General features: G+C 46.1%; 10 protein-coding genes and 1 pseudogene. 2 read left to right on the plus strand and 9 right to left on the minus strand.

Annotation, left to right across the window (positions count from 1 at the left end):
- Nucleotides 1-126: 126 nt before the first annotated feature.
- The 6 genes from RE317_RS01340 to RE317_RS01365 all read right to left on the minus strand — a co-directional run bounded on the left by RE317_RS01340 (nucleotide 127) and on the right by RE317_RS01365 (nucleotide 15,594).
- Nucleotides 127-2,010: an arabinan endo-1,5-alpha-L-arabinosidase gene (locus RE317_RS01340; RefSeq protein ID WP_008666661.1), complete on the minus strand. Its 1,884-nt coding sequence runs from the start codon at nucleotides 2,008-2,010 to the stop codon at nucleotides 127-129.
- Between the two features lie 73 nt (nucleotides 2,011-2,083).
- Nucleotides 2,084-3,862, minus strand: coding sequence for a bacterial Ig-like domain-containing protein (locus RE317_RS01345; RefSeq protein ID WP_005850209.1), 1,779 nt, complete (start codon nucleotides 3,860-3,862; stop codon nucleotides 2,084-2,086).
- Nucleotides 3,863-3,886: 24 nt separating this feature from the next.
- Entirely contained in the window at nucleotides 3,887-5,638 is a 1,752-nt protein-coding gene (locus tag RE317_RS01350) for a RagB/SusD family nutrient uptake outer membrane protein (RefSeq protein WP_005844363.1), read from the minus strand.
- A 19-nt stretch (nucleotides 5,639-5,657) separates the two neighbouring features.
- Nucleotides 5,658-8,867 (minus strand): TonB-dependent receptor, encoded by a 3,210-nt coding sequence (locus RE317_RS01355; RefSeq protein ID WP_005850211.1) that lies wholly within the window; start codon nucleotides 8,865-8,867, stop codon nucleotides 5,658-5,660.
- Nucleotides 8,868-9,306: 439 nt separating this feature from the next.
- The gene (locus RE317_RS01360; protein ID WP_008666662.1) at nucleotides 9,307-11,235 is read right to left on the minus strand and encodes a glycoside hydrolase family 97 protein; all 1,929 of its coding nucleotides are present in this window, start codon (nucleotides 11,233-11,235) and stop codon (nucleotides 9,307-9,309) included.
- Between the two features lie 132 nt (nucleotides 11,236-11,367).
- Nucleotides 11,368-15,594, minus strand: coding sequence for a two-component regulator propeller domain-containing protein (locus RE317_RS01365; protein WP_117873212.1), 4,227 nt, complete (start codon nucleotides 15,592-15,594; stop codon nucleotides 11,368-11,370).
- A 279-nt stretch (nucleotides 15,595-15,873) separates the two neighbouring features.
- Between RE317_RS01365 and RE317_RS01370 the strand changes: the two genes are divergently transcribed.
- Nucleotides 15,874-17,409, plus strand: coding sequence for an arabinan endo-1,5-alpha-L-arabinosidase (locus tag RE317_RS01370; RefSeq protein WP_303266129.1), 1,536 nt, complete (start codon nucleotides 15,874-15,876; stop codon nucleotides 17,407-17,409).
- A gap of 23 nt (nucleotides 17,410-17,432) precedes the next feature.
- Nucleotides 17,433-19,412 (plus strand): alpha-L-arabinofuranosidase C-terminal domain-containing protein, encoded by a 1,980-nt coding sequence (locus RE317_RS01375; protein WP_005844374.1) that lies wholly within the window; start codon nucleotides 17,433-17,435, stop codon nucleotides 19,410-19,412.
- Between the two features lie 801 nt (nucleotides 19,413-20,213).
- Here the strand turns inward: RE317_RS01375 and RE317_RS01380 are convergent.
- From RE317_RS01380 to RE317_RS01390, 3 genes and pseudogenes are all read right to left on the minus strand, one after another.
- Nucleotides 20,214-21,775, minus strand: a pseudogene (locus tag RE317_RS01380) (arylsulfatase).
- Between the two features lie 147 nt (nucleotides 21,776-21,922).
- On the minus strand, nucleotides 21,923-22,978 hold the full coding sequence (mnmA, locus tag RE317_RS01385) for a tRNA 2-thiouridine(34) synthase MnmA (protein ID WP_008781368.1): 1,056 nt from the start codon (nucleotides 22,976-22,978) through the stop codon (nucleotides 21,923-21,925).
- A 2-nt stretch (nucleotides 22,979-22,980) separates the two neighbouring features.
- Nucleotides 22,981-23,451 (minus strand): virulence RhuM family protein, encoded by a 471-nt coding sequence (locus RE317_RS01390; RefSeq protein WP_008666667.1) that lies wholly within the window; start codon nucleotides 23,449-23,451, stop codon nucleotides 22,981-22,983.
- Between the last annotated feature and the right edge of the window lie 87 nt (nucleotides 23,452-23,538).

Below are 23,538 nucleotides of genomic sequence, written 5' to 3' on the forward strand. Positions count from 1 at the left end.
CTGTTTATGATCTTTAATCTCTGCTATTGATTTGTAAAACAGGACCACTGCCTCATAAACCTTGGTGTTGTTTTACGGGGCAGTGGTGGTGTTTCTATATGAAGTTTGCGTGCGGAGCGGGAATGTTTATTTGGACTTCTTTCCCCAATACGTCTTGTTGTTGGCATAGCCGGCATAGACGATGGTATGGGTGCGCGGACTGGCTTCCCAGTCGGTTTCGCGTTGCAGATAAAGTTCCACTCCGTTGACAGTCAGAATCTGTTGGGCGGCATCATAGCTCCACGTACTGCCTTTCCAGATACCTTCGGTGATAGTGTGGTCGGCGGCGAGAGTCATTGTTGCTGAAGTTCTCTGCTCTCCATATTTGTATGTAAGGTCGATGTGTTCCCAATTGCCGGGCAATTCTTCTTCGGTGATGGCTACCTTGGGAACGGCTCCGTAGCGTTCAGGCATTACGAGAGGCCAACCGTCTTTCGTCCAGCGGATGCTGCGTACGTGCCCCATCATGATGGCGTTGCTGGCGTTGATGCCCGGAACATCCTTAGGCAGACGGCCTTGTGAGGCGTAGAACCAGTTGTCTTTGCCATCGTCGAAGATAGCGCAGTGGGCGATGCCTACCCAGCCGTAGCCTTTGCTGAACTTATAGGGATGAGTCACTATGGGCAGTGCATCGGCACCGGCGGTCACGTCTTTGCCGTCAATGCCCACGTAGGGACCGGTGATGCTTTTCGAGCGGACCACACGGGTGTTATAGGGCACGTCGAGAGCGTCGTAGGCCAGGAAGAGGTAGTAGTAGCCATCGCGGTAAATGACTTCGGGACCTTCACTGGCTTGCCAGCGGTTACCTGTCTGGCGGGTGGCGATCAACTGACCATACTCGGCAGGTGCTTGGCCTGTAGCCCAAGGTTGGCCCAAAGTTTCGGCAGGCTTGCCTGTTTCGCTATTGAGCTTGAGAGCGGCTATGCCGCTATGCCATGAACCGTAGACCAACCAGTGCTCGCCTTCGGGCGTGATGACATAAGAGGGGTCGATGGCATTCCATTTATAATAGCAATTGGCCCAATCATCCGGCTTCACGTTGAAGTTAAGTCCTTTGTCGGAAGCATTGGTGATGACGTAGCCTTTGTCTACCCATCCGTTGTTGTTGGAGGGATCGTTGTTTTCCATCAGGCCGATAAAGGCGCGCTCCGACCAGGTGTTGGCACCGTTGAGTGTGCCGGGGCAGACAATGGAATAGTACATGCGATAGAGGCCGTTCTTTACCTTGCGTACTACGGGAGCCCAATAGCCGAAGTCATTAACATTAGGATTGATTTCGGCAAGTCCCATTTCTTTTCGTATTTCATTGAGCTTGGGCACTACCCATTCGGGCAGGTTCTTCATTGTACCGCCGAGGTATTCCCAGTTGACAAGGTCCTTGGAGCGACGACCGTGGAAGTGGCCGCCTGCGGTGTGGACGTTGCCGTATGAAGCATCCGTCTGATACATGTAATAATAACCATCTTCGGCCAATACAACCGAGGGGTCGTGTACGTTGGCAAGATTCCATTGAGAGCGTTTGCTCCAGTCACTTATCGAGGTATAGTCATCGGAGTAGGTGGGGGCCACGTAATTCTTGAGTTCATCGTCTAAGCTTAAGCTTTCTGTGGTGGCCGTGACCACCTCTGAATAGACATAACGGCTGTCACAGTAGACGTATGCACGGATATAGTAGGAGGTACCGGAGGTCAAGGTTGAGAGGGAAGCACTGAAATTCTCATCGGCATCCACCACGTGGTCTTTGATAGTCGGTACGGAAGCTGCTGCACTGTAACAGAAGCCTTTCTTGACTATTTGGTTCAGATCACCTGTAACCGATGCGGTGACGGTCAACGAGGTGGGGGTGGTTGTAGTTACTTTTGGAGTACTTACAGTTGCATAATAGCGGTCTATATCTTCGCTGTTGTCAGAACAAGCGGCTAAAACAAGGAATATTGGTAAGAACATCCACAATGGTAATAGTTTTTTCATCTGTTGATAGTTTAAAGACCATGCCGCTTCTTCCTGAGGAAAACGGCATGGCTTGTGTGATTACTGATTCGGATTAGAAGACGAGATGGCCGCCTTCAATCGTTAAAGCGAAGTTCAAGTCGTTCATATCCAATTTGTTGATCCCTAAATAGTATTGGGCATAGGAAGTACCTGAAGTGCCTTTCATTACTGCTTGAATGTCGGCTGTACCATTGCCGCAATTGGTCACGTAGACGGTGACTTTGGCTCCGTTCATATCGGCAAGCCAAGCAGCCCAGTCGCCTTGTGTACCGTTGTGAACGAGGCTGGCATTTCCATCGTATCCTGCACCCCATCCATAGTTGTCGGCGCGTACCACTGCATATTCGGCAAGATCGGCTTTGCGGAGAACGATAGCGAAGTTGCTCCAGTTATTAGCTTGGCTGGTGTAATTGGTGAAGCTGATGGATCTGGTTTCACCTGCCGGCACGTTGAAATTGTCAGAAAAGACAGTCCACCAACCCGTTGAATTGTCTTCGGCTCCTATGATACCGGCTGAGTTGCTCACAGCGGCAACCACAGATTCGGCAACTTTGACTTCTACGGTAGCGGTAACTTCTTCGGCAGTAATGGTTACGGTCTGCGTACCGGCTTTGGCAGGAATGGCAGAGAAATGGAGTTTGGCGTTGTCTACTACTCTTGTGCTTCCGTCGGCATAAGTAGCCGTTACTTCCAATCCTTCGGGAAGGAATGCCAGCGTACGGTCGGTCATCGTTTCCGTTGCTGCCGAAGTATAATAGTAATACTGCGTGTGCGCAGGTTGAGCCGTCACTTGGATGGATACAATCTTTTCCACTACTTCAAACGTAGCATTGGCCACCACCGGCTGGTTGCAATTCTCGCCCTTGAAGGTCTTGTTGTAGATGACTACCAGTGTCTTCGTGCCCAGTTCGTTCATATTGGGGATGGCAGTGAACTGGAGTTCTTCTGCGGTTACGGTCTTAGTCACCCCTTCTTCGAAGCTGACGATGGCAGTAATCCCGGCCACGGCTTCTTCGAGTGAGGTGCCGGCATTGACCTGATCGGGTACATTTTGCAGTACCATCGAGAGCGGATTCTTGTCTTCGGCAGAGGTAAGGCCGCCGATAGGAACGATGTTCGATTGCAAGAAGTTGATGTAAGAGCCTTCGGGTACCAGGAAGCAGCGGATGTTGGTATTGCTCGCGTCTGCATTCAGATTGGGTAACTTGTACGGCTGTTTGTAGGTTTTGGTTGCCGAGGCGTTCTGGATTTTGATAGAGAAGGCATTTTCATTGGTGCGGTCTACGGTGAGTGTTACTTTGCCGCCCAATTTCTGTACAGTTTCGTCCAGATTGTCAACGGGTGACAGCATCAGTGTGCTGGAGGTGTATTTGAAGAAGAGATGGGAACCCCATTGGGAGTTATAGGCCAAAGTATCGTTTGTGGTATCAAAACGATAAGCGCCATATTCCGTGTATCCTTCACCTCCGCGGTCTGCGTCATTGGTAATGACTAGGGCGAAGTTTTTATAATAGGTATTGTCGGCAGGGTTGATGTTGAGGTTGAACACTCCATGCCACTTCTGACCATCGGGCACGACGTAATACTTGGAGAAAGCTGTCCAGAAACCGGAGGTGTAGTCCGTATTACCGAAGGAGTAGACATCTTCCTGCATGCCCTCCAGCACTTCTTCTTCCGGATCTTTCTTTGAATTTGCTATGGAGTCCACTTTCTCGGAAATCCAGTCGGGGGCGTTAACATCATACAGCTCGCCACCCTCGCAGCTTGGCAATGCCATCAACCCGAAGGCGATGGAACAGCAAGCGTATACTAATTTATTGAGTATTCTCATTGTCTTACATTTTAATAGGTTTGTTTATTTGCTTAAGTCAACCACCGGATGAACAGTCCATCCGTTCTCACTGAAATAAGTAGAGTTGTCCGTGCTAAAGTTGGCAGAGTTACCACTTAGGTTAGGGTTCTTGTTCAACAACTGTTGTACGATGGGCAGAAATTCGTGCCCGGGTAAGTAGGTGTCAAAAGAACTTTTTAGTTCGGAGTCGGTTGCGATATCGTTGTAGTCTACAGGATCTTTGGTTCCGGTTACAGAACGGCGTACGACACTGTGCTCCTTAAGTTGTTGCAAACGATCATTCTTATAGAAGAATCCCCAGCGGATAAGATCGAATCCGCGTCCGAACTCACAACCAAATTCTTTCGGACGCTCCACATTGGCAATCTGCTCGAAGAGTTTGTCGGCTGTAGGGAAGTCAGCCAGTTCCAGATCGGGCAAGTCAGCGCGGTTGCGTACTTCGTTAATCCAGTCGATGGCCTGTTGTGTGGGGCCGTTGACTTCGTTTTCACATTCGGCAGCACGGAGCAGCACGTCGGAGTAGCGCATCAGACGCAAGTTGATTCCATCGTGTAAACCTGTAATAACGGTGCTATAGAGTCCGGTACGGAGGTTTGTGAACTTGGCGATGGGTAGACCACCGTATGTGTTGTTGGTTACGATGTTGTCGGTGGCTGTAAGTTTGCTCGTATAAGCTACATTGCCATATTCAAAGTCTTCCCAATCGGATTCGTAAGTACCGATGGTCCAGTACAGACGCGGGTCGAGTTTGCCGTCAGTAGTACGTTCTGCTTTGAAGAGATGGTAGAGCCAGGGGGAAGCCGAAATGTCGGCCCAACCGCCATAATTGCCGGGAGCGAAGTTACTCTCGATGGCCGAACCTTGGGTGGCATTCGGGCTGGTGTTCACCGGAGTCCACTCGTCGTCGGTTCCTTGTGATTCTAAGTCAAGGAATTGCACTTCGAAAAGGCTTTCCTTGTTGTTCTCATAGGCAGGACCTTCACGAAAGTTGTCGCCATAGTTATCCATCAGTTCATAAGTACCATATTTTTTGCCGATAATGTCTTTCAGTACAGTAAGGGCGTCTTTGAATTTATGGCGTACCATGAGCGCACGGGCATAGTAACCGGCTGCGGCACCACAGGTGGCACGTCCTTTTTCCCATTCGCCACCTTGATCTCGTGAGGGTAACAATTCCATGGCTTCTTTGAAATCACTTTCCACTTGGTCCAGCACGGCATCATAGGTGCTGTTGCCGGTATAAAGTCCATCCAATGAAGAGTAGGTGGCATAATCTGTGATGAGGGGCGGGTTCTGGTAATAACCAACCAGATTGTAGTATGACAGACCGCGCAGGAAGAGCACTTGTCCTTTGATGCGTTTCATTTTTTCGGAAAGCTGGCTGTTGTCTTCATCGCAACGGGAAATGGCAAAATTACATACATTAACGGTGTAGTACCATTCGCGCCAGGGCCACCACGTGATGTCCGAGGTTACTTCCGCATTCAGGTCATCGAAAGGCAGATACCATACTTGTGATGAATTCCAGGCTTCATCGCCACGACACACATCAATGGTGTAGCCTACACGGGCGTAAGAACCTTCCATACGGATATGGTTATAGGCGGCAATAACGCTCTCTTCCAAATCATCGGCATTGAAACCGAATGTGTTTGAGGTTTGCTGGTTGGGATTTAACAGCTCCAAATTATCATTGCAAGAAGTCAATGTGCCTAATCCCAAAAAGAGAACCAATGCATATTTATTGAGTTTCATATTGTTATGTTTTTAGTGATTAGAAAGTGAAATGAACGCCACACATGAAGGTACGTGCGGTAGGATAAGAACAGAAGTTATATCCCGGTGTGAAGGTACCTCCTGCATAGTCCACATTGTAACCTTTGTAGCCGGTAAAGGTGTGCAGGTTCTGTGCCGACACGTAGAAACGTACATCCGATACGTATTTGCCAAACCATTCGTTGGGGAAGTTGTAGCCCAGTTCTATATTGGCAATTTTCCAATAAGCTGCGTTCTGAATTTTGCGGTCGCTGAAGAGATCGTTCCAGGCCAGGCTGGCACTGTTGGTGACATAGGTACGTGGTACGCTGGAAAGATAGGTGCTGCCGTCTTCGCTGAAGCGATTGGCGTCGAGCATGGCTACGTCTTTGTTGCCCCAGCCATAGCAAGAGTTCAGAGAGTTGTGGATGTCGTCGCTAACATGATAGTTGAGTGCACCGAACGTAGCGATGCTCAGGTCGAAACGTTTGTATTCGAAGCGGGCGTTCAAACCGAAATTGATCTTAGGCATACCGCTGCCCAATACTACCTGGTCATTGGCATCTACCTTTCCGTCAGGCTTTCCGTCGGGACCGCTTACGTCCTTATAGAGGCAGTCACCAATTTGGGCGCCTTCTTGTGTGGCATGGTTGTCCAAGTCAGCTTGTGTGCGGGCGATGCCATCATAAACCCATCCGTAGAATTTGCCGATCTCTTCACCTACGTTGGTGATGTAGGCGCCGGAGATGTATGAATCGGTACCGAAGCCCAATGAGGTTACGCGGTTACGGACAGTACTTAAGTTAGCCGACACTTCATACTTGAAGTCGTGGTCTCGGTTGCGGTAAGTAGCTGCAAATTCGAAACCTGAATTGTTCATCGAAGCGGCGTTCATTGTTACGGTGGTATTGGATACACCGGCTTGTTCGGGAACGGGAACAGCATAAAGCAGGTCTTCACTGGTGTTCTTGTACCATTCGGCAGTGAATTCCAGACGGTTGTTGAACAAGGCGAGGTCGATACCCACGTTGTAGCTTTTCTTCTTTTCCCAAGAAAGGTTGTTGTCTACGAAAGTGGAAATGGCAGAACCGGTGATGGGCGTGTTGCCAAAGCTATAAGTCATGTTATTACGTGCCATTACAGCCTGATACATGTATTCACCAATGTTTTCGTTACCGAGCTCGCCATAGCTGGCACGTACCTTGAACATGTTGACAATGTTTCTGTTGAAGGGGAAGAAAGACTCCTTGTCGAAACGCCATCCCACAGAAACAGAGGGGAAGGTGCCCCAACGGATATTTTGGGACAAGCGGGAACTGCCGTCGCGGCGCACGGTTGCCGAGAACAGATAACGCTCGTCGTAGTTGTAGTTGATACGCCCGATGTAGGATAGGAGGGTGTGTTTGTATTCGAAGCTTTCAGCGTAAGTGTTGGCGGCATTCTGGAGTTGCAGGAAGTAAGGCTCGGTGAAGTTGACGCCCCAGCCTGTCAGCAAGTCGGTGTTTTCTTCTTCGTAAGTCTGGCCGGCTACCAGGTTAAAATGGTGTTTGCCGACGGTGGCATCATAAGTCAGCACGTTTTCAATCAAAGCATCGGCATAAGAGCGGGTAGCTTTGGTGAGACGTTCGTTGCTTTTGGCCAGATAGACACGGTTGCTCTGTACCCATGCAGGAATCCAGGTGAAGTCCTTGCAATGGGTTTTGCTGTAAGAGAGATTGACTTTATAGTTGAGCTTGTGGTTTTTGCTGTCAATACCGATCATTTTCAGGAGATCCACATCGGCAGAGGCTGTTCCTACAAAGCGGTCTACACGGGTATTGCGCTTTAACAGGTTATTGACTAGCAAGGGGTTGGAAGCTGAAATGTCACCATGTACGGTGTCGTAGTAAACACCATAACCATAAGAGTCATAGTTGAAGTTATTGGCGATCCCTACCAGATTGTCAAGTACCCAAGTAGAGTTGTCGTAGGCTTTGATGGTGGGTTGCATCAGCAAAGTACCACGCAGTATGTTGGTTACGTCTCCATACAGACCTTGAACGTATTCGGAAGCGTTTGACAAACCCATGTTGTCTTGATCGGAGTGAGAGTAAACCAGGCTGGTATGGAACTTGATGAATTTGGTGTCCATCGTGTTGTTGACACGCGCCGTGTAACGTTCGTAGTTGGGACCGGCGCCTTCCAGTGTACCTTTTTGGTTGTAGTAATCTAATGAAACGTTATAAGTATTGTGGGCACCGCCACCGGAGAGGTTCACATTGTGATTTTGACGGATACCTGTTTTGAACACTTCTTTAAACCAGTTGGTATTGGTGTTATCCTGGAAATGATATTTTCCGGTGGTACTGTCCAGCTTGTAACCGCCGGGCAGCGGAGTGTTGGAGTTGGCGCATGCCTGACCGATGTACTGGCTGTATTGGTCGGCATCCATTACGTCATAGACACTACTGGGAATGTAGTCCATACCTACGTACCCATTGTAGTCTACTTTCAGCGGTTGGTCTTTCTGACCGCGTTTGGTAGTGATGATGACCACACCGTTGGCTGCACGCGAACCGTAAATGGCAGCAGCCGATGCATCCTTCAGAATTTGGATGGTTTCAATATCGTTTGAAGAGAAATCGCGGATGGAAGTACCCATGGGGACACCATCGATAACATAAAGAGGAGAAGTGTCACCAAAAGATCCGACGCCACGGATACGGACGGTAGGGTCGGCACCGGGCTGCCCGTCGGAAGTGACTTGTACGCCTGATACTTTACCTTCGAGCATGGTGGAGATATTGGAATGGGATGTCTGTTTCAAGGCTTCCGTGTCTACTACAGCTACAGAACCGGTCAAATCGGATTTCTTTTGTGTGCCATAACCTATGACAACAACTTGTTCCAGCATCTGGTTGTCGGGTTGCAATTGGATGGCTTCAATGATAGCGCGGTTACGAACGGCTACTTCGCGTTCCTTGTAGCCTACATAGCTTATCGAAAGGATAGCGTTTCCGGCAACCTCCAGTTGGAAGTTTCCGTCCACATCGGTAATGGTTCCACCTTGTCCTCCTTTAATTCTGACAGTAGCTCCTGTCAAGGGCTCACCTTGTTCATCGATAACTTGACCGCGAACCTTGATAGCCGGAGATTGTGCCACGGTAGCTATAGCAGGTGTGGGATACACCATCATGCCACCCATAGCACACAGACTAAGCATTACGGAAAATAATAAATGTTTCCTCATTTTTTTAAGTATTAAATTAGTAGATTAAATTGTTGCTGATGTATTGAATTGAGATGTTGGATTATTGTACAATCTAATGTTGAATACTCTAGGTAGACAAACCACAGAGTTTATAAATATGCTGGAGCTATTCTTCATAATATTTAAGATTAGGATTAGACTTTAAAAGCAGGGTTCTCTTCCGAAAGATTGAGCACCGATTGCATGACAAAAGTATAATTTACACCGTAAACAGGGGTGGACAAACGGTTTTATAGGGTGGACGAATGGATAATGGAAAAAAATGTATTTATTCCGCTTATAGTTTGCGTCTTTTGGAGGTGGTGAGATAGGCTTAGGAGAAGGCTTTTTTTATATAAAGTCATGTAGCCGGACAACCTGGTGAAGGACTGTCCGGCTACATGAGGGATAAAATACAAATAAAATTCTCTGAAAGGAATTATTTCACAAGTAAAAATCCTCCTTCCGCCTGCATCGTAATGCTGACTTCATCATTCTTTTTTAATGTTATCTCTTCAGCGTGAGGATTTAGTTTTTTATCGTCCTGATAAAGCATCACTTTATCTCCTTTAGTACACATGGGAAGGTTCAACTTTAATTTCAGCGGTTCTTTTTGTGCATTGATTCCGGCTATGTACCATTTATCGGCATGCCGACGTGCCAGTACTACGTATTTGCCCGGATAGCCGTCAATGAATCTTGTTTCGTCCCATGTGGTGGGAACTTGCTTCATGAAATCCAAACAAACTTGGGGGGCATCGGTCAGGTTATTAGGCGCCAACGCAAAATTCTGAATAGGATTTTGGAATAAAACGGCTGTTGCCAGTTGGAATACATCAGTGGTCTTGCGTATGCTTCCGCCGTCATTGTTGCGGTTGAGGCGTTTGTTGAGGAATGTGCCGCCAAACTCCATGCAACCGATGGTGTTGCGGATAAATGGATGCAGACAGGCATTAAATGCTTCTTCATCGCAAAAATGTTGTTGGAAAATCAGGTTTTCCGATGCGAGCACGGCTTCGCTTCCTACATAATTAGGATACATACGCTCCCATCCCCGAGGAAGGGTACAGCCGTGGAAAATGACCATCAGTCCATTATCATCCGCATCGCTCAGGATGGCTTCGTACAGACGCATGGTTTCCTGCTTGTCACCTCCGAAGAAGTCTACTTTGATTCCTTTTACTCCTATATTATGCAGCCATTTCATTTCCTTTTTACGGATAATGGGATTGTCCATGTAATTGGTAGGACCTTGTACGATATCATTCCAGTAGCCGCTGGAACTATACCATAAAAATACATCTACATTTTTACTGTGTGCATAGTCTATGAAGTCTTTCATACGTTCACGGCCGATGTTGGTATCCCACCAGTTGTCTATCAATACATATTCATATCCCATGGCGGCAGCAAGATCTACATATTTTTTCTGATCGTCGAAATTGATGCTGCCATCTTGCCAAAGTATCCAGCTCCAGGTTCCGCGTCCCATTTTGTATGTATGCTCCGTTGGGTAAAGAGGTTCCACGACATCCCATGGAATCGTTGTTTCTACAATGGGCTTCAGGTTTTCGCCTACAGTAATAGTACGCCAAGGAGTGGAACCGGGCAATGCAAGACCGGGAGATGCCGTACCGTTACCGTTGTTTTCTTCGGGCATGGGGAAAGCGAGGGTATAAAGTCCGTCGGCGGTGGCATCGCTCAGGTGTGAACCACAGTATTTGCTGTCTACTCCGGTTTCACTGATAAGTGCCCAGCCATTTTCTCCTACATGGAACAGACAAGGAAATGTGTAACCGTGCCCATATTGTGAACGTACATTCATAGGAGCGTCAGCCTTATATTCTTCCTCATAACTGGGCTTGGTACGTTTCCAACCTATCATGGCGTCACTTTGCGGGCACAGGAAAGTAGTGGTGAAGGAGGGGAAGTCAAAACCGGTAGTTTCTTTTTCTATCACGATGCTTCCCGTATCGCCATATTTGGGCATTTCGTAGCGGAAAGCAATATCGTTGTTGCTTACGCGGAATATTATATTTATATTTTTCTTTTCTTTATTGGTAAAGGTGCATGTAAGTTCATTGGCTTGATAATGAATTTGTGATTGTTTGATACGGTCTTGTGTATAGGTCTTATCTATTTTATTCTCTTTTTGTCCGGTGAAAGTCATATCTCGGCTGAAGTCCCCCACATTGGCAATGAAACCTAAAGGTGAATCTTCCAGGATGGTCTTGTCCTTATAGGTAACGGAATAAACGGGGATACCCTGTTTTACGGATACATTTACTTTCAAAAAGGAATCGGGTCCTGTAACTGTAGCTTGTTGGGCAAAAGCTGACATTGTAGTGATGGCAAGCAGCCAAGTCATAAATTGTTTTTTCATGGGTATTAAATATGCTATTATAATGTAGAGCAAAGATAATTTATTTAGCGAGACGAGAGCGTAGAAAAACGGAGCATTTATGGTATACAATCCGTTCATTTTACGCTCTGGAATAAGTCAGTCGGTTCCATTCTCCATCATCGAACTGGGTGTTGTTCCGAAATGTTTTGTAAAGCAGCGTGTGAAGTATTTGGGATCATTGAATCCTACTTCGTATGCTATCTCAGATATATTCATATTGTGCGTCAGCCGGTTACGGATAATAAGTTCCCGCGCAAGATTCAGCCGGTAGTTACGCATGAATTGTCCGGCAGACTGTCCCGTCAGATTTTGCATTTTTTTGTTCATCAAACTTTTGCTTACCCCCATTGCTTCGATGAAATCGCTTATTTCGTAATAGGAGTTCTTATAGTTTTCTTTCACAATCTGCATCGCCTTGTCCAGGAATTTCTTGTCACTGGATTCTTTTTCGATATTCAGTGCATCCACGTCCATACTGTATGAGAACTTTTGTTGGAAACGTTTGCGGTTTTCCAGTATATTGGATATCCGGGCCAGCAGCAAAGTATCATCAAATGGTTTCAGCAGGTATTCGTCTACACCTATACGGAAGCTTTCGATGCGCGATTCGTTGGATGTTTTGGCTGTGAGCATCAGGAAGGGGATATGTGAGATGGCGAAATTGGATTTTACCCGGCGGGACAGTTCCATACCATCCATGACAGGCATCATCAAGTCACTGACTATGAAATCCACGTTCTGGGATTGGAGCACAGTCAATGCTTCTTCACCTTGGGATGCTTCGAGCACGTTATAATATTCGGCCAGAATGGAACGGATATAGGCGCGCATATCTTTGTTGTCTTCTACTACCAGAATCGTCAGTTTTCCATTGGTGGCAGGTTGCAAGGCCAGCGGAGATTCTACCGGTTCTTTAACTTGCTCTGTTGGTGCGGGCAGACTGTTTGCATCGGCATATTGCAAAGGAAGTAAAATACGGAAAGAACATCCTTTGCTCTGATTATTCTTGGCACAAATTGAACCTCCATGCAACTGGACAATTCGTTTGCATAGATAGAGGCCGATTCCGGTCCCGCTTTGTCCGTTGATAGAGGAATGCGTCTTGTTTTGTGATTGGTAGAAGCGGTTGAATACTTTGTCTATCTCTTCTTCGGGCAGTCCTGGCCCCGTATCCCGGATACAGATGAACAACTTTTCCTGCTCTTCCTGGCGGAAGGGGGTGGCATAGATGGTAATTTGTCCTCCTTTGGGGGTAAATTTCAAAGCATTTCCTATCAAATTGACAATCACTTTATGCATGGCATCCTCATCGTACATGATTTCACATGAAGGAAGGCGGAAACGACGTTCGATGGTTATTCCTCTTTCGGATGCATATGCGTCGAAGGGAACCAGCAGTTCATTGAGTAACTTGGCAAAGTTGCCCGGGTTGCGGACAATTTCCATTTTCCCTGATTCTACTTTGCGGAAGTCCATTAATTGGTTGACCAGTGAGAGCAGATATTTTGAGTTGCGCTCCACAAAATGTAATTGTTCAATGACTTGAGGATTGTAGCTTAGTTTCAATGCCCTTTCTATAGGTCCTACGATTAATGTCAACGGAGTACGGAATTCATGGGTGATATTGGTGAAGAAGGCGAGTTTGTCAACCGTCAATTCCTGTACTTTCTTTGACATTTGTATCAGTTGCCCTTTTTGTTTGGTTATTTTTTCGTTTTGCTGTTTCAATAGTTGGTTTTGACGATAGAGCTCGCTTGCCTGAGTGGAAAGCAGTTTTTTTTGTTCTTCCAGTTCACGGGTACGTTCCTCTACTTTGATGTGGAGCATTTCTTGTTGTTCTTTTAACGAACGAAGCCTCCATGATAATACCTTATATATAAGGAAAGATAGAAGAACCAATATGGACAGAATGAACCAGATGGTTTTATAGAAATAAGGTGATACGGTAATGTGGAGTTCTGCCATTTCTTCCAGCCATTGTTTGCCGTCGGGGGCATAACGCAGTTCGAAAGTATAGTTGCCGGGACGCAGGTTGGTATAGGCGGCTTGTCGCCTGTTGGCCGGCACTTTTATCCATTTGTCGTCAAATCCTTTCAAGCGGTAATAATAATTGGCGAATGTCGATGCATCATAATCCAGTGCGGCAAATTCAATATAGAGAGATTTGTCGCGTTCGTGTAACTGTAGGGTGCCGTTTGTGTACAATCGTTCTTCATTGGCCACACGAACATGGGTGAATGCCAGAGGAACAGCCTCCTTGGGATTTGTGTCTATGACTGGTTTGACTACAGACAGCCCTTTAGTACTTCCTACATACAAATCTCCATTGGCGGCACGGCATATTGCGTTCCAATAGAACTGGTTGGATAATAGTCCGTCTTTCCGGGTATAGTTGAAGAAGCTGTTGTTGTTAGGATTGAAGCGGGAGAGTCCGTTGGTGGTGGTAATCCAAAGATACCCTTCTTTATCTTCCGATATGCAGCGGACACTGTTGTTTATCAGTCCGTCTTCGGTGGTGAAGGAGCGGAAGGTATATTCTCCGTTTTCTGTTGGTGAGGATTTGTAGAAACCATATCCGTTGCTGCCTATCCATAGGGTTCCGTCTTTAGACTGGGTGATGTAGGTTACCCTTTCCTTCAACTTTGATTCCGGTTCGTCCAGCTTGATCCTCCAGAGTTGATAAATCAGTCTGGGGGCTTTCAAACTGCTTAGATCTATTCGGCAAAGTCCTTCTGTAAGTCCCAGCCACAGGTGGTTATCCTTATCTATATAGTATCCTGTACAGCCTTCAATTCCACCTAGGTTCATACCCTTGAATGGTTCGGTGAGCGTTTGTGTTTTCAAGTCGTAAACATAGATATTGGTACTGGTTCCCACCCAGATGGCATTATTCAAGTGGTCATAGCAGATACTTCCGGCCCATCCCCATGAGAAGTCTCCGTATTCGGGTATTTCTATGTGGTGGAATTGTTTGTTCTGCGGATTTTTCATGTCTATCCATCCTATGCCTCCTCCCCAGGTTCCTATCCAGAGTCTTCCATCGTTATCGCTGGTAAAACAACTGACGGTATTATGGCTTAGGTGGGCGGGTGCATCAGTGGTATAGTGTTCAAAAGTGTTGCTGCCGGGAGCCCGCCGGTTTAAACCTCCTTCTACGGTTCCTACCCATAAAACACCCGACGGGTCTTCATAAATGGCATTGACGGGATTTTGGGAAAGACTTCCGGGAATGGTGGGAATATGATAATAGTTTTGTACCAACAGCATCCGGCGGCTCATCTTGTTCAGCCCTCCCACTTCGGTTCCTACCCAGATAATGTCACCATCGGTCAGCAGACAGTTTACGAAGTCACAGTTCAATGTGTTTTGTACAATTTCTCCTTCTCCGGTATCTTTATTTATCCGCTCAAAATTGTCTGTCAACGCATTATAAAGGTTTATACCTTTTAGGGTGGCAACCAGCATGGTATGTTCTCCTGTTTCTGCTATGTCTGTGATAAAGTTTTGGGAAAGCGAGTTGTTGTCATTCGGATCGTACATATAATGCTTCATCAGTTCCGTATCCATATTGTATCGGAAAAGGCCTTGTGCGCTGCCAATCCAAATTTCATTTTCTTTCCGGCAGATTACTTGTATGGACACACCGGGTAATTGCAGGGCAGATGAAATGAATGTGGGTTCCTGTACTTCCATAGCCGATTCTTTGATGCGGTAGATACCGTCTTTGTAGTTTATCCAAAGATAGTCTTCCACCTCACAAATAGTCCGGATGGATTCTCCTGCCGGCACTTCGCATATTTTAATGATCTGTCTTATATTTCCTTGTTTGTCAAAGGTAATTTTGAATAAATTGTTTTCCGAACAAACCCAAATATTTCCCGCTTTGCTATGGAGAATGAGATGGGAGGGGCGGTTGCACAGTGAAATAAGTTTGTCTTTCGTATCAGCGACTTGTACAGTCTGCATGGTTTGTATATCCAATATGTCAATACCCATTTCACTGACAGCCCAAATACGCTTGAAGTTATCCTCACACAGTTTGTTTATGAAGTTGCTTCGTAGTTTGGTGTGGGTGCTTCCCATATTGAAGGCGGTAAATTCATAACCGTCATAACGGGCGATTCCTTCCCCACGGGTGGCAATCCATAAAAAGCCCTGGCTGTCTTTCAATATATCGTCCACGAAGTTGTGAGGAAGTCCTTCATCCATCGTAATAGCGGTGACGTTATAGCGTTCGGACCATTTTCCGGCGGTCCCTTCAGCTTGTATAGACAGGCTCGACAGAAAGATGAACAGAGCAAATAGCAAAGAATGTCTTTTCATAGTGTGTAGTTCATTAATGACGTAAGAATATACCATTATGGAAACAAAGATATACCTTTTCGTTTTTCCTTAAAAACAAACAAATCATTTTTATCCCTCTGCTGTACAAATGTCCACCCTTTAAGCGATATTGTCCACCTGGCGAGCTTTTGGTTGCAGCTATATTTGCATTAATAATAATTAGTCAATGTGTCAATGTGCCGATTGGCTGCGCTATATGCCACATGGCCATTGACAAATTAGTACATTAGCAAATGGTCATATAATAAACAAAATACTATGGAACAGCAATTTTTTCCTCAAAGATTATTCATGGACATGAAGAGGTTAATAATAAATAGGTTGGTTGGTTTAGGCCTGTTGGTCGTAGGGGCATTGGTATCATGCAATGCACCTACGGCTTTCGTGCCTGTTCCTTCACCGAATCCTTGGGTGGATGATTATACCGCCCTTTCGTCTATGGAAAATTACAAGCAGTGGGGAACGTATAATGTACACGATCCGGCCTGTAAAAAAATAGGGGATACCTATTATATGTATTCCACTGATGCTATCTTTGCCGAGAACCGGAAAGAGGCGGAAGAGAAGAATGTACCGTTAGGTTTTATCCAGGTACGCAAATCAAAAGATCTGGTACATTGGGATTTTGTGGGATGGGCCTTTCCCGAAATACCTGCTCCGGCTATAGAATGGGTCCATAGTCAGGCGGAGGGAAAAGGGGCGACTAACATTTGGGCTCCCTTCCTGATGCCTTATCAGGGTATTTATCGTTTGTATTATTGTGTATCGGCATTCGGCAGGAATACATCCTATATCGGTATGGCCGAGTCGGATTCTTCCGAAGGTCCCTGGATACAGAAAGGGTGTGTGGTCAAGACAGGGGAAGGGGATGCGATGAATGCCATAGATCCTTCTGTTATTGAGGACCCGGAAACCGGAAAGTGGTGGATGCATTATGGCTCTTATTTCGGCGGTCTGTACTGTGTGGAACTGAATCCCGAAACAGGAATGACTAAGCAGTCGGAGGATCATGGGCACTTGATAGCACGCCGGGCCAATTACCGGAAAGACAACTTGGAAGCGCCGGAAATCATGTATCAGCCGGAACTTGGCAAATATTATCTGTTTACATCCTACGATCCGTTGATGACTACCTATAATGTACGTGTCGCTTATTCCGATTCTCCCGAAGGACCTTTTGTGGATTTCTATGGAGAGGATATAAAAGATACAACGAATAATGTTCCCATATTGACAGCTCCTTATCGCTTCGAAAATCATCCGGGATGGGCGGGAACGGCTCATTGCGGTCTTATTGATGCCGGTGACGGCCGTTATTTTATGGCTCACCAGGGACGTCTCTCTCCTCAGAACCATTTGATGGATCTGCATGTGCGTGAAGTGTTCTTTACTGTGAATGGATGGCCCGTGGTTTCTCCCGAACGCTATGCGGGTACTGCTCCGCGCTCTTTCACTAAAGAAGATTTGGTAGGTGAGTGGGAAATTATCCGCATTCAGGAACCACCTTTGGAACGTAGCTTGGAGGCCGGTCAGATATTGTGGGGCGAAGGAGACTTGCGGAATGGTGAGCAGGCATTATCTGCCCGTGTCGTTTTGGAAGCAGATGGCAGTGCGGGAGATGCAGTATGGGGGTTTAATGCTAAAAAACAGCTTCTTACTATAAAAACAGCGACAGAAGATATTAACAATTTGATTATCTTTGCCGGACACGATTGGGAAAATGAGACAGAAACCATTCTCTTTACTGGTCTGGATGCTCAAGGGCATTCTGTATGGGGAAAGAGAATTAACTAATAAAAATTAATAATATTACTATCATGAAATTACACCGAACTCTATTCACGGCATGGGTATTTGCTGCCGGAGTAGCGCTACATGCACAGAATGCGCACAACATGGTCGTGCAGACCAATAAACTTGGTGCGGAAATACAACCAACCATGTATGGTTTGTTTTTTGAGGACATTAATTATGGAGCCGACGGAGGATTGTATGCCGAACTGGTAAAGAACCGTTCATTCGAATTCCCGCAACGTTTTATGGGGTGGAATGTTTTCGGTAACGTGACCTTGATGGATGACGGGCCGTTTGAACGAAATCCGCATTATGTCCGTCTGGGTAATTCCGGGCACAGGGAAAAACATACAGGGATTGAAAACGAAGGTTTCTTCGGTATAGGTGTCAAGGAAGGAGCCGAGTACCGTTTTTCCGTATGGGCACGTGGTGAGAACCAGAAACTTCGCATTGAATTGATCAAGAATGATACGATGGAGGAACGTCAGGCTTTTGAGTCAAAAGAACTGACAGTGAACTCGAAGGATTGGAAACAATATGAGGTGATATTGAAATCGCCGAGAACGGAACCCAAGGCTCATCTCCGTATTTTCCTTGAAAGTGCGGGAACGGTGGATCTGGAACATGTTTCTCTTTTCCCTGTGGATACTTGGAAAGAGCGTAAGAACGGTCTTCGCAAGGACTTGGTGCAGGCTTTATATGATATCAAACCCGGTGTTTTCCGTTTTCCCGGTGGCTGTATTGTGGAAGGTACGGATGAGGCTACCCGTTACGAATGGAAAAAAACAGTAGGTGCGGTAGAGAATCGTCCGTTGAATGAAAACCGCTGGCATTATACGTTCAAGCATCGTTTCTTCCCCGATTATTTCCAGACTTACGGACTGGGCTTCTTTGAGTATTTCCAGTTGTCGGAGGATATAGGCGCCGAACCGTTGCCTATTCTGAACTGCGGACTGGTATGCCAGTATCAGAATGACCCCGACCAGCAGGTCAGCTTGTCCAAACTTGATTCGTATATACAGGATGCATTGGATCTGATTGAATTTGCCAATGGTGATGTTACGACTACTTGGGGAAAAGTTCGTGCGGATATGGGACATCCTGCTCCCTTCAACTTGAAGTTCTTGGGTATTGGCAACGAACAATGGGGACCGGAATATCCGGAACGTCTGAAACAGTTTGTCGAGGTGCTTCGTAAGGCGCATCCCGAAATCAAGATTGTCGGCAGTTCGGGACCTCAGTCTGAAGGTAAAGACTTTGATTACTTATGGCCGGAAATGAAAAATCTGAAAGTGGATTTGGTGGATGAGCATTTCTATCGTCCCGAAAGCTGGTTCCTGGCACAAGGTAACCGTTATGACAATTACGACCGCAAAGGTCCGAAGGTCTTTGCCGGAGAATATGCTTGTCATGGAAAAGGCAAGAAATGGAACCATTTTAATGCTGCTTTAATGGAAGCTGCGTTCATGACCGGACTGGAACGCAATGCCGATGTGGTACACATGGCTACTTATGCGCCTTTGTTTGCTCATGTGGAAGGGTGGCAGTGGCGTCCGGATTTGATTTGGTTTGATAATCTGAATTCCGTCCGTACTTGCAGTTACTATGTACAACAGTTGTACAGTCATAATAAAGGCACGCATGTATTGCCGTTGACAATGGATAAAAAAGCTGTGAGCGGTCAGGAAGGACAGGATGGTCTGTTTGCCAGTGCCGTATGGGATAAGGATGAAAAGGCTTGTATCGTGAAAATTGCCAATACTTCGGATAAGGCACAACCGGTATCAGTGACTTTCAACGGATTGAAGAAGAGTGATAAACTTGTGGAAGGTAAATGCATCACGCTCCAGTCTGCCGATTTGGATAAAGATAACACGGTAGAGCATCCGAATGTCATCACTCCGAAAGAAAGTGATGTTACGATTGAGGGTAATGTACTGAATGTAGAGATGGCGCCCAAGACTTTCGTGCTTTATAAGTTTGTTAAGGCAAGTAATAAGTAAAAGATGAATCATTCCTTTAAATGCTAACACAGAGGATAGAGAAACATAAAGCAGCCGAAGGGCTGCTTTATAATCCCAACTGCATCCGGAACTTTTAAAGGAAATGTATACCTGTCTCCCTTGGTTGTACCAAGGGAGTTTTTTTGATTATACGTATATTGTCATCTTGGATTTTTCACGTTATTTTGCTGTAAATCAGTAATGTACCGTGAAAATACATTCTAAATCCCCCCGGAACGGTTTGCCATTCTCCGCTGCCAAATTTGGTTTGACGGATATCGGTTGTTCTGATTCCTGTGTCATAGCTACGGTTGTTCCATTGCAGGGGAGCGTCATAAGGCGTATTTTTGTTCGGGTGCGTTCATTGCTTCACTAAGGTGAAGAGGCAGCTTCGCTTAGGTGAACAGCCGCTTTCACCCAAGTGGAATAACTGCTTCACCTGGGTGAAATATCAAATGGAGTGAGGTGAAGGTATGATGAGAATAGGTTCTTCTGATGCCTACGAGCTACCGGGAGGTAACGAGGGGCTGATTTTACATTCTGTCCGAGAGCATCCCCGAAGCAGATGTATTTCGCCACCGGCATACCGATTGAGGAGGTTTTGAAAGACTGTCGCACGGGAAGCTCTTGGTAATGAGTGAGTTGTTGTGATGGAATGCTTTTATGTTTTATGTAAATGAGTCAAAAGTGATTTTTGTTGTCGTTATGTTGTATGGGCGGGCTCATGGGCCTGCCCATACGGTGGAACATTTGATGGTTATTTCGGATTTTTGAAATATCCTCTTATTGGATGAGTCCTGTTTACATCTTTATTCTCTTATTGCGTACTTGCCTCAGAATGGTCTGCAACTCAAATACTTTCTCAGGATACTTTTCTGCTACATTCTCTTGTTCGCTCACCTTTTCCATTTCATATAACTGGGGAACGTTCAGGTTTCCGGTTTCTATTTTTTCTGCTTTCATGAAAGTGGTCGGGTCATCATTCGGTTCAATGTATTTCCAGTCTTTGGTACGGACGGACAACGTGTGGTTCATGGATTGTTCCACAATCCAGGGGCGGTCTGTCTTGTCGGTTCCTATCAGATTCCCTAAACGGTCATAACTGTCCGGAGCGCTGCCTTTAGGTAATCTGGCGTTGATCAAAGCTCCTAAGGAGGCTAGCCAGTCAATCTGTGACATTAATACGTCCGAGTCTCCTGTCTTTTTTATCTTCTGTGGCCAGCGGACAATGACCGGGACGGCTGTTCCACCCTCGAAAGCGCTGTATTTGTTTCCTCTCCACGGACCGGAAGGTGTATGTCCGTTCAACAGCTCTTCTGCCTTGTCCTTATATCCGTCGTCTACAACCGGACCATTGTCGCTGGATAGAATAATCAGCGTGTTTTCAGTTAGTCCAAGTTGGTCCAATGTTTCCATCAGCTGGCCTACCGTCCAGTCGAATTGGGCGATTGCGTCTCCGCGTAGTCCCATAGGATTCTTTCCACGGAAGCGGTCATGGGGAAAACGAGGAACGTGTACATCATTGGTTGCAAAATACATAAAGAAAGGCTCGTCTTTATGCTGTTTGATAAAGTCGATGGCATGAACGGTGATGGAATCGGCAATGTTCTCGTCTTTCCAAAGTGCTTTTCCGCCCCCTTTCATAAATCCGATGCGGCTGATGCCATTGACGATGGACATGTCATGTCCGTTGCTGGGATGTAGGTTATACAGTAATTCGGGATTATCTTTGCCGGTCGGTTCTCCCGGAAAGTTCTTGGTGTAACTCACTTCTATGGGATCGGACGGATCATAGTTGGCTACCTTGCCGTTTTCTATAAATACACAAGGTACACGGTCGGCTGTAGCGGCCATGATATAGTGATAGTCAAAGCCTAAGTCACCTAAAGCGGCTGGTAAAGGAGCATTCCAATCCTGCCCGCCTGTCTTGTCTCCCAGGCCCAGATGCCATTTGCCGATGGCGGCTGTAGCATATCCGGCACTTTTAAACATGTCTGCCATGGTGTATTGTTCGGGACGGATAATCATTTTTACATCTCCTGCGGCAATATCCGTGTCCGGTCTGCGCCATGCATATTCTCCTGTCAGCAAGGAGTAGCGGGATGGGGTGCTGGTAGCGGCTACGGTATGTGCATTAGTAAAACGAATGCCTTCCGATGCCAGTTTGTCAAATGGGGAGTTTCTATATTCTTGGCTCCGTAACATTTTAAATCTCCATATCCCAGGTCATCTGCCAGAATAACGATAACATTGGGCTTTTGGGGGTCCTGCGTACTGTTTTTTTGAACGGTTTCTGCTGTTGCAGAGTTACAGGCGGCTAATGAGGCAAGTAAGGATATGCCTGCATAATTTCTACTTTTCATCTCTATTTATTTAAGGTTTGATCCGGATACATGTCTATTTTCACTTTCCGGTTTCTCGACCTGAAGGTGAAGAACGACGGAAAGTTATCAAGAAAATCTTGAAGCAGCAAAAAAGAGGACTGAAATATGATTTGAAAGTGTCTGGAATTAGATGATAATGCCCCCACCCAGTACTACATCATCCCTATAGAAAGCGGCTGCCTGTCCCGGAGCAATGGCTGTCAGCGGCTCGTGCAGTTGTACATGCAGGGTGTTATCCGGTTGCAGGGTTACTGTGCAGCGGTTGGCTTGTTTCCGATAGCGTATTTTGACGATGATGTCGTCCTTGTTTAGTAATAAAGCGGGATTGGTGATGTGCCATTCTTTCAGTCTCATTTCTGTTTTTTCCAGTGCTTTCAAGTCGCTCAGTATGACTTTGTTTTCTGCCGGAATGATTTCTTTGACAAAGACAGCCCGATTAAGATCTATGCCCAATCCTCTCCGCTGGCCGATGGTATAGAAAGGATAACCTTTGTGCCGTGCGATAAAATTCCCCATTTCATCGAAGAATTTACCCGGTAGGATACTTCCTTCAGGTAATTCCTTATGTAGGAATGTGCGGTAGTCCATGGGGCAGAAGCAGACTCCCAGACTGTCCCGTTTATGGGCGGCTTTCAGAAAACCACGCTCTGCCGCGATTTCACGGACACGGGCTTTAGTCAGGTTGCCCATAGGGAGAAGCATACGTTGCAGGATTTCTTGTGGCAGCCCCCATAGGAAAAAGGATTGGTCTTTATCCGAGTCGGCACCGGTAGTGATGTGATAGCATCCATTGATGAAGCGCCGGCGTACATAATGTCCTGTAGCGAAGTGATAAATTCCCATTTCATCGGATATTTTCTTTAAAAGAGGCCATTTCAGGTAGTTGTTGCACAAGGTACAGGGAACCGGGGTATGACCTGCCATATATTCGTTGATGAAATAGTCAATGATGGTTTTCCGGAAGGTGTCACGAACATCGTATGTGAGATGGGGGATGTTCAGACGTTCACATAAAGCGCGGGCGTCCTCCAGATACTCAGTATCATTTTCTTTTTCATAAAAGCGGAAGGTGATGCCGGTTACTTCGTATCCTGCATCCTGCAATAGAAGGGCGGCTACGGAACTGTCTGTTCCTCCGCTCATGCCTAGTAGGACTTTATTATTGGACTCTGTTTCTCTCATCTTTATAGCAGTTTTGTGACGATAGATGCCGGAATATCCATTTTGGAGAAGGCAAACAGTTTCTTTCCCAAATCTTTCAAAGAGGCTCCGATGTGATATATGTCGGATTGGTCTATAATAAGAAAACGGTCATGTGCCTGGCTATTAGCCCATTGGCGGAATTGGATTCCTCGTTTCGTATTTACACGGTATCCTACTGATATAATCACATCTAAATTATAATATTCTAAGTTACGCGTAATCTGTCTGTTGCCTTCTTGGCGAACTGTTCGGAAATTCCGAACGGTTGAACTTTGGATTAGTTCTTCTGATTTATAAATGTTCTTTAGATGCTCGCTTATATTGGCTTTGCTGGATTGGAATAGTTCTACTATTTGTGCCTGGGTCAGCCACACTGTTTCATCTTCAATGCGCACTTCCATCCTCACTGATTCATCCGGTTGGTAGAGTATGATTTCTCCTTGTTGTTCCATGTGTTCGATTTTTTGAGTACAAAGCTAGCAAATATAAATCAGACTGATCTTGTTTTCAGGTTATAATTGAAATGTAGGATGGGAAAT

It is taken from the genome of Phocaeicola sp. GP0067, from assembly GCF_031119655.1.
GTDB lineage: Bacteria > Bacteroidota > Bacteroidia > Bacteroidales > Bacteroidaceae > Phocaeicola > Phocaeicola vulgatus.